The 13,306-nt window shown below is 64.1% G+C and carries 7 protein-coding genes and 1 pseudogene; 5 read left to right on the top strand and 3 right to left on the bottom strand.

Going from position 1 to position 13,306, the window contains the following annotated elements; genetic code table 11:
* Positions 1-790 precede the first annotated feature (790 nt).
* Positions 791-3,211 (top strand): TonB-dependent receptor, encoded by a 2,421-nt coding sequence (locus tag ABDW49_RS17610; RefSeq protein ID WP_343613501.1) that lies wholly within the window; start codon positions 791-793, stop codon positions 3,209-3,211.
* Positions 3,212-3,564: 353 nt separating this feature from the next.
* On the opposite strand, the gene ABDW49_RS17605 is transcribed toward ABDW49_RS17610, so the two are convergent.
* Both ABDW49_RS17605 and ABDW49_RS17600 read right to left on the bottom strand, forming a co-directional pair.
* Entirely contained in the window at positions 3,565-6,909 is a 3,345-nt protein-coding gene (locus tag ABDW49_RS17605) for a glycosyltransferase (RefSeq protein WP_343613499.1), read from the bottom strand.
* Between the two features lie 61 nt (positions 6,910-6,970).
* Positions 6,971-7,222 (bottom strand): hypothetical protein, encoded by a 252-nt coding sequence (locus tag ABDW49_RS17600; protein WP_343613497.1) that lies wholly within the window; start codon positions 7,220-7,222, stop codon positions 6,971-6,973.
* Between the two features lie 220 nt (positions 7,223-7,442).
* Here ABDW49_RS17600 and ABDW49_RS17595 point away from each other — a divergent pair, with 220 nt between their 5' ends.
* From ABDW49_RS17595 to ABDW49_RS17580, 4 genes and pseudogenes are all read left to right on the top strand, one after another.
* On the top strand, positions 7,443-8,315 hold the full coding sequence (locus tag ABDW49_RS17595; RefSeq protein ID WP_343613495.1) for a sulfite exporter TauE/SafE family protein: 873 nt from the start codon (positions 7,443-7,445) through the stop codon (positions 8,313-8,315).
* Positions 8,316-8,741: 426 nt separating this feature from the next.
* The gene (locus ABDW49_RS17590; RefSeq protein WP_343613493.1) at positions 8,742-9,329 is read left to right on the top strand and encodes a phosphoadenosine phosphosulfate reductase family protein; all 588 of its coding nucleotides are present in this window, start codon (positions 8,742-8,744) and stop codon (positions 9,327-9,329) included.
* 47 nt (positions 9,330-9,376) lie between these two features.
* A pseudogene (cysN, locus tag ABDW49_RS17585) lies at positions 9,377-11,338 on the top strand (sulfate adenylyltransferase subunit CysN).
* Positions 11,338-12,096 carry a 3'(2'),5'-bisphosphate nucleotidase CysQ gene (locus ABDW49_RS17580; RefSeq protein ID WP_343613491.1) on the top strand — a complete coding sequence of 253 codons (759 nt, stop codon included), beginning with the start codon at positions 11,338-11,340 and terminating at the stop codon, positions 12,094-12,096. Before cysN ends, ABDW49_RS17580 begins: the two are co-directional and overlap by 1 nt.
* A 253-nt stretch (positions 12,097-12,349) precedes the next feature.
* Here the strand turns inward: ABDW49_RS17580 and ABDW49_RS17575 are convergent, their stop codons facing one another.
* Complete coding sequence (locus tag ABDW49_RS17575) at positions 12,350-13,303, bottom strand: CoA ester lyase (protein WP_343613489.1); 954 nt, start codon at positions 13,301-13,303, stop codon at positions 12,350-12,352.
* Between the last annotated feature and the right edge of the window lie 3 nt (positions 13,304-13,306).

Genomic DNA, 13,306 nt, shown 5'->3' with positions numbered 1-13,306 from the left:
AGGATAGATGCGAGGACCATCGCCCTCGCGCTCCCTTTCATGTCCACCTCGCGCATCGGGTTCGGCCTTGCGCCCAGATTGCCGCGCCGCAGGCAAGAATGATGCCTGCGGCGCTTTACGTCGCGCAGGTGGAGAGCGACGCACAAGGATGCGGCGCCACCACCGTCTCGCCGGGAGACGTTCTGGGAGCGCGAGGGGGTAACCCCCTCGCATTGCCTTCCTGTAAAACCCCTCAAAAGCCCCAAACCAAATTTGATGCCGAAAGCATTCAGAACCCTTCAACCGGATCAAATACTATTAAATTACTATATAAAAATCCACCAATCCGGCATATGTGGCAAAAACATCACAAATTCAATTGGCAAGCTCGCGCCCGTCACTCTTAATAATCTTTTTATACGCCCCCACGGCCACCTCCGCAGTTCTCAATCCGAACCTTGCGAGAGGATTTAAATTTTTACTTTTAAATCAACGCAATAAAATATGGTGGCAGTTGTGTAGCCCATCCGGAACACCGGAATTTCAGGCTCCCCACCTGCTCCTGCGCCTCCTACCTCAACCATGGAACATAGCGCATACAAACTGTCGCAAACTCTTGTTCCATAACAACAATGCGTTGTTTTTATACATTTTTTATTGTCATCGAACTGACTTCAATAAGCCACAAACAAGCAATAAATCAGTCTCCGAACCGTCATCCGCTCTTCCTAACCGCCGCCTCACAGGGGGGACAGCGGTCGAATCGGCATGATCGCTTCCCATAGCCTTCTTGCCGATGGGGATTTCGATCATGCAGACATTGTTCAAGCTCACCTGCTCGGTGGCCGCGCTGGCCGCGATGCAGGGCGCCGTTCCGGCCTTCGCCGCCGATGCTCCGGCTGCCGAAACCGAAGTCGCCGAAGGCCAGGGCATCGCCGACATCGTGGTCACCGCCACCAAGCGTGAGACCAACCTCCAGAAGACCCCGATCTCGATCTCGGTGATCGGCACCGAAACCATCAAGGACCGCCACGTCCAGAGCCTCTACGATCTGGCCGACGGCGCGATCCCCTCGCTGCGCGTCGCCACCTTCGAGGCCCGCCAGACCGCTCTGACCATTGGCATCCGCGGCATCGTGCCGCTCGACGCCAACCAGCCCGCTCGTGAGCAGGGCGTGGGCGTCTATGTTGACGGCGTCTATCTGGGCCGCTCGCACGGCCTGAACGCCGGCCTGTTCGACATCGAGCGCGTTGAAGTTCTCAAGGGCCCGCAGGGCACGCTGTTCGGCCGCAACACCGAGGGCGGCGCCCTCTCGCTGGTCTCGCGCGCGCCTTCGGGCAAGTTCGAGGGCCGCATCGGTGGCGGCATCGGCAATTACGGCGCCTACACCGGCGAAGTTCACCTCGACCTGCCCGAGTATCACAACTTCTCGGTCAAGCTGGACGGCGTGGTGCAGTATCAGGGTGCCACCACCAAGAACCCGCTGCAGGGTCAGGTCGGCTGGAACTATTACGACCGTCGCGGCGGCCGCATCGCCGTGCGCTGGAAGCCCTTCGAGGGCCTGACCGACGATTTCAGCTATGACAATGGCTATGACGCCAACTCGGCCTTCTACAGCCAGTTGCTGAACTACAACCCCAACGGCTGCCGCGCCGGCACCGCCGTGGCCGCCTGCACCCTGCCCGGCACCAACTTCACCGGCGGCCTGTCGGGCACGGTCAAGGCTCTGCCCAACCAGGTCGTGATCAACGGCAAGACCCGCATGGACGTGGCCGACATCGGCGTGCCGCAGCAGCCCAGCATCGACCGCACCCATGGCTTCACCAACACGCTGAAGTATCACCTGTCCGACGCCATCGAGCTGCGCTCGATCACCGCCTGGCGCGGTGTGACTTCGACCCAGTGGGACAACTCGGGCGGTGCGCACCGCGTGCCGGTCTATGCCGCCAATGGCGCCTTCAGCCGCTATTCGCTGGCCAATCTGTGGCAGCACCAGTTCAGCCAGGAATTCCAGGCTGTCGGTTCGGTGAAGAACGTCGATTACGTCGCGGGTCTGTATTACTTCGTCGAGAACGTGGCTGACAATGCCGCCACGCCCAACTCGAACACCTGGACCACCGACGCCGCCGGCAACGTCACCGGCTACACGATCAACTCGGCGGTGTTCACCAACCCCTTCGCCTCGATCGACCGCGCCTCGACCGTCAACTCCAAGAGCTACGCCGCTTTCGGCCAGGCCACCTGGAACGCCACCGACGCGCTGCACATCACCGTGGGCGGCCGTTACACCCACGACAAGAAGTGGGGCATCCTGAACACCTTCCGCAACGCCAACCCGGCGCTGACCGCCACGGCCACCGGCTATCTCCCGCTCAACAAGAGCTGGGACCGCTTCAACCCGATGGCCACCATCGCCTATGACGTCGACCAGAACGTCCATGTCTATGCCAAGTATGCCTCGGGCTATCGCGCTGGCGGTGCCTCCTCGCGTTCGCAGCGTTATCTGGCCTTCAACCCGGAAACCGTGAACAGCTACGAAATCGGCCTGAAGTCGGACCTGCTGAACCACCACGTGCGCTTCAACATCGCGGGCTACATCATGGACCGCAAGGGCTCGCAGGTTGACTTCAACAGCATCTATTCGGACCCCGTCAGCGGCTCGAACGTCAACACGCTGGAAACCGTCAACGCGCCCGGCGTCACCAAGATCCGCGGCATTGAGGCCGACCTGACCGTCAAGCCGGTCGAGGGCCTGACGCTGAACGCCAGCTATGCCTACACCTACACCAAGATCCCGCCGGTGCTGAACCCCTTCACCAACATCGTGCAGGACGTGTACATCGTGTTCACGCCCCGCAACGCCGCCTCGGGTTCGGCTGACTACGAGATCCCCGCCGGCAACGCCAAACTGCGCTTCCACATCGACGGCAACTACTCGCAATCGACCCAGACCTTCGACCAGTTCGCCACCCGCAACGACGCTTCGTTCCTGGTCAACGGTCGCGTCGCCCTGGCCGATATCCCGCTGGGCACCGGCCAGAAGCTGACCGTCGCGGGCTGGGTGCGCAACATGTTCGACGAACAGCACGTCTTCCGTCGCGACCCGTCGAACAGCCTGCCCGCCGTGACGCCCGCCGCTGGCAACACCGGCAACATCAACAACGTGCTGGGCGACTACGGCAACTTCAACGCCCCGCGTACCTATGGCATCGAAGCGACCGTGCGCTTCTGATCGCCTGAGGTCATAGCCTGAAGAGACGGGCCGCCCTTTTCGCGAAGGGTGGCCCGTTTTTTGTTGAAGGTTTGCAAAAGGGAAGATGCGAGGGGGAAGTCTTTGTTGGTCGCATGTCTCAAGAGACATGCTCCGGGCCCTCGCGCTCCCATGACGTCTTCCGGCGAGAGGGTGGTGGCGCCGCATCCTCGTGCATCGCCTCTCCACCTGTGCGACGTAAAGCGTTGCAAGCAATGATAGCCATGCTTGGGAATGATGCCTGCGGCGCAGCGACCTTGCGCAAGGCCGAACCCGATGCGCCACGCAGACATGAATGGGAGCGCGAGGGTGTAACACCCTCGCACTTATCTCTTTCAGCCTTCTTCCTTCACCAGCTCAGGCGCACTCACACGCCCGGTGCGCTCCAGCTTGCCCCAGCCAGTGCCCACACCGCGCAGAGCCGCCGACACCGCCCGGATCACCACTGAATACATCAACTGGCGATAGACGAAGCGCTGGGACAGCAGCAGGAAGGGCCGGAAGGTCTTGTCGCGCACATCCATGCGATAGGCCGCCAGACCGCAGGCCAGATCGATCAGCGTGAAGCTGGCCCAATAGATCCCCATGCGGATCACATCGGTCTGGGTCTGGGCCCAGCCATGCTGGAGCGCGCGCAGGATCGTGCCGATGATCGAGATCACCAGCGCGAGGTCGATAAAGGGCGAGATGCAGGCGAACACGATCTGGAACAGCCAGGCCTGAGGCACGCCGATGAAGGCCAGACCGCCAGGCTTGCCCTTGCGCAAGATCTTGCGGTGCTTCCACAGGCACTGCAGCGTGCCGAAGGACCAGCGGAAGCGCTGCTTGGCCAGCGCCGCGAAGCTCTCGGGCGCTTCCGTCCATGCCACGGCCTGCTCGTCGTAGGCGATCTTCCATTTCTTGCGCTGGATGGCGATGGTCAGATCCTGATCCTCGGCCAGCGTGTCCTCGGGATAGCCGCCGACTTCCTCCAGCGCCTTGCGGCGCCAGGCGCCCACGGCGCCGGGCACGACCATGATGGCGTCAAACTGGGTGAGGGCGCGGCGCTCGATGTTCTGGGCGGTGGTGTATTCCACGGCCTGCCAGCGCGTGACGAGGTTGACGCGGTTGCCCACCTTGGCGTTGCCCGCCACCGCGCCGATGCGCGGATCGATGAACCAGCGCACCAGACGCAGCACGGTTTCCTTCTCGAACTGCGTGTCGGCATCCAGCGCGACGATGATCTCGCCGGTGGCGTCCTTGAGCGCGCGATTCAATGCCGCCGCCTTGCCGCCATTCTCCAGCGTCAGCAGCCTGACGCGCGGATTGTCGCCGAATTTTTCCGACACGATGGCGCTGGTGCGGTCCTTCGAGCCGTCATCGGCGACGATCACGTCGAGATAGGGATAGGTCGATTGCAGGATGCGCTGCACCGAGCTTTCGATCACCTTCTCCTCGTTGAAGCAGGGGATGATGACCGTGACCTTGGGGCGGAAGGTGGCCTCGGGCTCGGGCGCGGGGCGGCGGCCCGGCAGCAGCGCCAGAATCACCAGGCTGACCGAGCGGATGACGCCCAGCGCGATGGCGAAGAAGAAGGTCCAGTTCAGCACCTTGAGGATGACGTCCAACGCGGTGAAGGCGAAGACGTCGGCGCGCACGGCGGCCAGATCGTAACCGGCCAGCGGCGGCATCACCTGCTCATGCGTCAGCCCCGCCAGCGTGGAGATCGGCACGAAGGTATAGCCGCGCTGGCGCAGGCCGGTGATGATCGCGGGCAGGGCCATGATGGTCTGGGCGCGATCGCCGCCGCCATCGTGAAGCAGGATGACATTGGCGGTCTTGTCGGGCGTGGCGGCGGCGACCTGACGGAAGGTCTCGTCAAGAATGCGCTGCACGCCCGGCGTCTGCCAGTCCTCGGTGTCGATGTGGAGACCCACCACCGTATAGCCATGGTCCTGCGCGATCTTGGCGGGGACCAGTTCGTCGGCCGTGGTCGGCTCGGCGTCACCGAAATAGGGGGCGCGGAACAGGCGGATCGAGCGGCCGGTGTAGGCCTCGATCAGGCGGCGGGTGGCGTTCAGCTCCAGATTGATGCTGGTGCTGGTGGAATTGGCCATGTTGGGGTGGGTGTAGCTGTGATTGCCCAGCTCCATCCCGGCGGCCACCATGCGCTGCAGGATCTCGCGGTTGGCCACGCCATTCTCGCCAATGACAAAAAAGGTGCCAGGCACCTTATATTGTTCCAGAATGGCCAGGATTTGCGGGGTCCATTTGGGATCGGGCCCGTCGTCGAAGGTCAGCGCCAGCAGCTTGGGGTTCGCGCCGCCGGTGCGCTGCACCACATAGGGGGTGGGCAGCTTGCTGTAGCTGACATTGTTGGCCAGACCCGTTTTCGGATCATAGCTGACCTGCCGCTCGCCATTGGTCGGCGTGGCGGTGATGCGCAGGATTTCGCCCTGGCCTTCCACGTCGGCATTGCTGCTCTGGGTGATCTGGCTGAGGTTAGGCGTGCCGTTTCCCCCGCGCCACGTGCCCAGCGCCTGCCAGAAGCCGGGGTCCTCGGTGCCCAGGCGCCACAGCGCCACGCTGCCGATGCCCAGATGCGACAGGATGCGCATCTGGTTCCAGCTTGCCGCGGCGTCGAGCATCCACACATCGTGGCGGACATCGCCCTCCTGATAGGAGAAGCCGGTGTTGCCGCTGCCGCGATCGAAGCTGGGGTTGGCGCCCGAGTCATGCGCCGCCAGCCATGCTTCTTCGACCGAGAGGCTGTCGGCGGGCTTGTCCTTGGGCCAGTCATAGCCATAGGAGCCCAGCGCCACGATCACCTTGTCGGCGGGCATGCCCTGCAGCGCCTTGGTCATCTTCCGGGTGAACCAGTCGTTCGACGCGATGGGGCCGGACTTGCCCGACTGCCAATGCTCGTCATAGGCCATCAGCACGATCTTGTCGGAGACGGCGGCGAATTGCGACGGGCTCCAGCCTTCGCCCTCCATGGGCAGGGTGACCGAGACGATCTTGCCCTTCTTGTCGAGCGCGGCATTGGTTTCGCCGATCAGCTCGCGATAGGCGGGCATGTCGCGCGCATCGACCGATTCGAAGTCGAACATGATGCCCGCGTCACCGGTGCGGTCGAGGAAGGCGGTCAGCGCGTCGATCAGCGCCTTGCGCTTGGCGGGGGAGTGGAACAGCGCCTGCGTGGCCGCGCCCGAGAAATCGTCGCCCACCACATTCTGCAGCACATCGACGACCAGCGGGCGGCGCAGGCTGCCCAGCATGATGCGGCGGAAGGCCTGATCCTCATGCTCGACGACCTTGCCGGTCTTGTCGATGGCCAGCGTCGTGGGCGCCACCCAGTCGAGCTGGCCGATATGGCGCACCAGGCTGGGCGCCGAACTGTCGGACCAGGTGGTGTAGAAACCGACCGAGACCGGCTTTTGCGTCACCTTGCCCGGACGCGGCTTGGGCGCCCCGGCGAACAGGTTGGTGATGCCATGCGAGAGCTGGGCGACCTGCGCGCGGAAGCGCAAAGGCGTGCGCCGTTCAAACCCCAGCGGCAGCGGCGAGGGCGCGGGGATCGACACCACAGTCGAGGCAAAGCCCACCGCGGCCAGCACCAGCAGGAGCAGCGCGGCAAACAGGCCGCGCCGCGTCCAGCGCCGCCGGCGCCCCGAGGGATCGAAAAATACCGGCCTTGCCACCTGTGCCCACCCATCCTGAAAGCTTTGAGGCCTCCATGCGGGAGCCTCGCGAAGGGTCGCTTTAGAGCATCACGCGAAAAAGTGGGAACCGGTTTTTCGCAAAAGTGATGCGACCACCGGAAACGCGCATCACGCGAAAAAGTGGGAACCGGTTTTTCGCAAAAGTGATGCGACCGCTGGAAACGCGCATCACGCGAAAAAGTGGGAGCCGGTTTTTCGCAAAAGTGATGCGGCCGCCAAAAGCATCGGTATCGCTGGTGTGAAACGAATGTGCCCGGAAGGGCCCCACATGGCGCCAAGATATGACCCGCATACAGAAAATCTATGCAGGGGTGCCGGGTAGTCTATCTTGCCAATAGGGTTTGCGGCCCTTACCCCGCCCGCATCCGGCGCCTGTCGGCCCGCTCTGGCGGTGCCGGTTGCGGCGTGGCAGGATAGGCAGTCTGTCGCCGAATCCATGGCGTGGCCCCGCAGCATCTCGCGGCGGGCGCACCTGAACAAGCGCAGGTCTTGAAGTTGAGGAATGCGCGCGGATGAGCATCGGCACACTGCTGGGTCACCTTGATGAAATGCATGCGGTGGCCGGGCTGATGGTGGGTCTGCTGGTGGGCCTGACGGGCGTGGGCGGCGGGTCGCTGATGACCCCGCTGCTGGTGCTGATGTTCGGCGTGAACCCCCAGACGGCGGTGGGCACCGACCTGCTGTTCGCGGCGGGCACCAAGACGGTGGGCTCCACCGTGCATGGTTTCCGCGCGACGGTGAGCTGGAAGATCGTCGGCCTGCTGGCGGCGGGAAGCATCCCGGCTTCGGTGTTCTCGCTGATCGTGCTCAGCCATATGTCGCATCCGCCCGCCTCGGCGCAGAATGTGATGCTGCTGGTGGTGGCGGTGATGCTGGTCTTCACCTCGATCACCGTTCTGTTCCAGCAGAAGCTGATCGACTACGCCAGCTCTCGCGGAAACACCGGAGCGCCGGGCAGCAGCACGACGCTGTTCACCATTCTGCTCGGCGCGGTGCTGGGGGCGGCGGTGACCTTTTCCTCGGTGGGGGCGGGCGCCATCGGCGTGACGATCCTGATCCTGCTCTATCCCGGCCAGCCGGTCGCGCGCATCGTGGGCACCGATATCGCCCATGCCGTGCCGCTGACCCTGGTGTCGGGCGTGGGGCACTGGATCATCGGGGACGTCAACGGGCTGCTGCTGGTCAATCTGCTGGTGGGGTCGATCCCCGGCGTGATCGTCGGCAGTCTGGTCTCCAGCCGCGCGCCGGACAAGGTGCTGCGCCCGATTCTGGCGATCGTGCTGGCGATCTCGGCCTGGCAGCTCGTGACCAAGGTGCTGGCGCCCGAAAAGAAGGCCAAGGCCCCGGCGCAGGTCACGGCCCCTGTGCAGCCTGCCGCGCGTTAAGCCTTCGTATAAGCGGGGCTCATCTATGCTGGCCCCAAGAATCGCTTGTTTGCCTTTGAGCGGGTGAACTCCCAGATCGGGCGCCATCCGCGAGCCCCTGAGTCCTTGCGATCAACACAGTCAGAAACGAGCCCATGACGAAAACCCTGACCCATCTTGAGCGGCTGGAGGCGGAGAGCATCCACATCATCCGCGAGGTGGCCGCCGAGTCTGATCAACCCGGTGATGCTGTACTCGATCGGCAAGGATTCCAGCCGTCATGCTGCATCTGGCGCGCAAGGCCTTCTTTCCGGGCACGCTGCCGTTCCCGCTGCTGCACGTCGACACCCGGCTGGAAATTCCGCGAGATGTACGAGTTCCGCGATCGGATGGCCCGCGAGGAATCAGCGGCCTGGAGCTGCTGGTCCACGTCAAAACCCGGAAGGGGTGGCGAAGGGCATCAACCCGTTCGTCCACGGCAGCGCCAAGCACACCGACATGATGAAGACCGAGGGCCTGAAGCAGGCGCTGGACAAGTACGGTTTCGACGCTGCCTTCGGCGGCGCGCGCCGCGACGAGGAGAAGATCGCGCGCCAAGGAGCGGATCTACTCGTTCCGCGACCGCTTCGCACCGCTGGGATCCGAAGAACCAGCGCCCGGAGCTGTGGAACATCTACAACGGCCAGATCAAGGTCAAGAAGGCGCGAGTCGATCCGCGTCTTCCCGCTCTCCAACTGGACCGAGCTGGACATCTGGCAGTACATCTACCTGGAAGACATCCCGATCGTGCCGCTGTACTTCGCCGCACCGCGCCCGGTCGTGGAGCGCGACGGCATGCTGATGATGGTCGACGACGATCGCATCGATCTGCAGCCGGGCGAAGTGATCAGCCAGCGCATGGTGCGTTTCCGCACCCTGGGCTGCTACCCGCTGACCGGCGCGGTGGAATCGCAGCGCCAGCACGCTGCCGGAGATCATCCAGGAAATGCTGCTGACCACCACCAGCGAACGCCAGGGGCGGGTCATCGACCATGACCAGGCCGGTTCGATGGAAGAAAAGAAACGTCAGGGCTATTTCTGAGATGGCCACGCAAATCGAAAACCTCGCTGCCGATCCGATCTATGTCACCGACGCGCTGATCAGCGAGGACATCGACGCCTACCTGGCCCAGCACGAGCACAAGAGGAACTGCTGCGCTTCCTCACCTGCGGCAACGTCGATGACGGCAAGAGCACCCTGATCGGGCGCCTGCTGCACGACTCCAAGATGATCTACGAGGATCACCTGGAGGCCATCACCCGCGACTCGAAGAAAGTCGGCACCACGGGCGACGACGTCGACCTGGCGCTGCTGGTCGATGGCCTGCAGGCCGAGCGCGAGCAGGGCATCACCATCGACGTGGCCTACCGCTACTTCTGCACCGAAAAGCGCAAGTTTATCATCGCCGACACCCCCGGCCATGAGCAGTACACCCGCAACATGGCCACCGGCGCCTCCACCTGCGACCTGGCGATCCTGTTGATCGACGCGCGCAAGGGCGTGCTGGACCCAGACCCGCCGCCACAGTTTCCTCGCAACTCATCTGGGCATTCGCCATCTGGTGGTGGCGGTGAACAAGATGGATCTGGTCGGCTATGATCAGGCCCGCTTTGACGAGATCGTCGCCGATTACCGCGCCTTTGCGACAAGCATCGGGGTCAAGCATTTCACCGCTTTGCCTATCAGCGGCTATATGGGTGACAACATCACCAGCCTGTCAGACAACACGCCCTGGTACAAGGCCCCGGCCTATTTCGGGCGCACGCTGGTCGATCACCTCGAAACTGTCGAGGTCGACACCACGCGCGAGGCTGCCAAGCCCTTCCGCATGCCGGTGCAGTGGGTCAACCGCCCCAATCTGGACTTCCGTGGTTTCGCTGGCCTGATCGCCAGCGGCAGCGTGAAGCCGGGCGATGAAATCCGCGTCGTGCCTTCGGGCAAGACCAGCCGTGTGGCGCGCATCGTCACGCTGGATGGCGATCTGGATGAGGCCGTCGCGGGCCAGTCCGTGACGCTGACCTTCGAGGATGAGATCGACTGCTCGCGCGGTGATGTGATCGCCGCCAGCAACACGCCTCCCGAGGTGGCCGACCAGTTCGAGGCCTCTCTGGTGTGGATGGCCGATGATGCGCTGATTCCGGGCCGCGCCTATTGGCTCAAGCTGGGCACGCAGATGGTGTCCGCCACTGTCCATGCGCCGGAATACACCATCAACGTCAACACGATGGAGCATTGCGCCGCCAAGACGCTGGGGCTCAACGCCATCGGTGTGGCGCAGGTGGCCACCGACCGCCCGATCACCTTCGAGCCCTATAACGACAGCCATACGCTCGGCGGCTTTATCCTGATCGACAAGATCACCAACGCCACCGTCGGCGCGGGCATGCTGACCCACGCGCTGCGCCGCGCGCAGAACGTGCATTGGCAGGCGCTGGACATCAGCCGAGAGGCGCATGCTGGCCTCAAGAACCAGAAGCCCGCTGTGCTGTGGTTCACCGGCCTGTCGGGCTCGGGCAAGAGCACCATCGCCAATCTGGTCGAGAAGAAGCTGCATGCCCTTGGCAAGCACACCTTCCTGCTCGATGGCGACAATGTGCGCCACGGCCTCAACAAGGATCTGGGCTTCACCGAGGCCGACCGCATCGAGAACATCCGCCGTGTCGCCGAAGTGGCGCGCCTGATGACCGATGCCGGCCTGATCGTCATCACCGCCTTCATCAGCCCCTTCCGGGCCGAGCGCGAGCTGGCGCGCGGGCTGATCCCGGCTGGCGAGTTCCTCGAAGTCTTCGTCGACACCCCGCTGGAGGTGGCCGAAGCGCGCGATGTGAAGGGCCTCTACAAAAAGGCCCGCGCCGGGCAACTGGACAACTTCACCGGCATCGACAGCCCCTATGAAGCTCCGCAAAACCCCGAGTTGCATATCGACACGACGCGCCTATCTAGCGAAGAGGCTGCCGAATTGATTGTCGATCGCCTTCTCGGCGTCTGGATGCCTGTGATCTGATGGAAAACTCCTGCCTTATCGCCGATGATGCCGAACTGGCCGCGCAACTTGCCGCTGCCGCCGGTCGTATCCTGCTCGCCACGCGCGATTGCCGCCTCGTTCAGGGCAAGGCTCTGGGCAAGGCGGGCGATGCGGCGGCCAACGCCTTCCTGATGGAAGCGCTGGCCCAGCAGCGCCCCGATGACGGCATCCTCTCGGAGGAAAGCAAGGACACGCCGCTGCGCCTCAGCAAAGACCGCGTGTGGATCATCGACCCCGTCGACGGCACCCGCGAATATGGTCAGGAACGCGCCGACTGGGCGGTGCATATCGGCCTGTCGATCGGCGGCAAGCCCGTGCTGGGCGCCGTGGCCCTGCCGGGGCCGGGGCTGGTCTTCCGTTCCGACAAGCCGCAGCCGGTGCCCCCCGCGCCGTCGCCCCTGCGCATGCTGGTCAGCCGCTCGCGCCCGGCGCCCGAGGCTGTGGCGGTCGCGGAAGCTCTGGGCGCCGATCTGGTGGCGATGGGCTCGGCTGGGGCCAAGGCTATGGCCGTGGTGCGCGGCGAGGCGGACATCTACCTCCATTCCGGCGGTCAGTACGAGTGGGACAATTGCGCCCCCGCTGCCGTGGCGCTGGCGCATGGGCTGCATGTTTCGCGCATGGATGGCTCGGCGCTGGTGTACAACATGCCCAACCCGTGGCTGCCCGACCTGCTGATTTGCCGCAAGGAACATGCGGAGCGGGTTTTGCGGGAAGTTCAGGGACTGGTTAAGGTTTAGGGGAAGATGCGAGGGGGTTACCCCCTCGCGCTCCCAGAACGTCTTCCGGCGAGAGGGCGGTGGCGCCGAATCCTTGTGCCGGAACTCTCCACCTGCACAATCTGAGGCGCCGCAGGCTTTCAACCCGATAGCGCTGTGCGATCAAGACTTGCCTGCGGCGCTGCGACGTTGCTCTATGGTCGAACCCGAAGCGCCAAGGCTGACAACTCATGGGAGCGCGAGGGTGTAACACCCTCGCATTCTCACTTTCTTCTTACTCGCTGATTTTCCTGGCCAAAGCGATCAACCGCTTTGCCTCTTCCAGATGCAGCAGCTCCACCATCCGCCCATCCACGCGGATCGCGCCTTTGCCCGAAGCTTCAGGCGCGGCGAAAGCATCGAGGATGCGCTGGGCGGCCTCCAGCTCTTCCGCGCTGGGGGTGAAGACCGCATGGCAAGGCGCGATCTGGTCGGGATGGATCAGGCTCTTGCCATCGAAGCCAAGCATCAGCCCCTGCTCGCATTCGGCACGGAAACGATCCAGATCGCGGAAATCGTTGCAAACCGCATCGAGGATGCCCAGCCCATGCGCCCGCGCCGCCGCCACCGCGAAGGTCAACAGCGGCTGGAACACGGCGCGATCCCGGCCGGGGCGGGCGCGCATCTCGCGCGCGAGATCGTTGGTGCCCACCATCCACAGGCTGAGGCGCGTGGAGCCCGAGAGGGCGCCGATGGCATCCAGACGCAGCACCGAGGCGCAGCTTTCGATCATCGCCCAGAGCTGCAACTCGGCGGGGGCGTTGGAGAGCGCCTCGTTCCACGCCATCACATCGGCGGGGCTGCTGACCTTGGGGACCAGAATAGCGTCCGCGCCGCATCCGGCGACGGCGGCGAGGTCCTCGGCGCCCCATGGCGTGTCGAGCCCGTTGACGCGGATGACGACCTCGCGGTGGCCGAAACCACCGGAATAGACGGTGGCGACGGCGGCATCGCGGGCCTCGTCCTTCAGTTCGGGCGCGACGGCATCTTCCAGATCGAGCACGATGATATCGGCTGGCAGGCTGCGGGCCTTGGCCAGCGCGCGCGGGTTGGAGGCGGGCATGAACAGCGCGCTGCGCCGGGGCCGGTCGGCAAAGCGCGCGGCCAGCGGCGGGGCGGCGGCCGTATCAGCCTGCAGCGCGGTGAAGAGGGCGGCGTCGCTCTGGGGGATCTGCGGCGTCTGAGTCATGGG

The organism is Novosphingobium sp., from assembly GCF_039595395.1.
GTDB lineage: Bacteria > Pseudomonadota > Alphaproteobacteria > Sphingomonadales > Sphingomonadaceae > Novosphingobium.
Note: the sequence above shows the minus strand (reverse complement) of the source record. Positions and strands in the feature narration are given on the sequence as shown.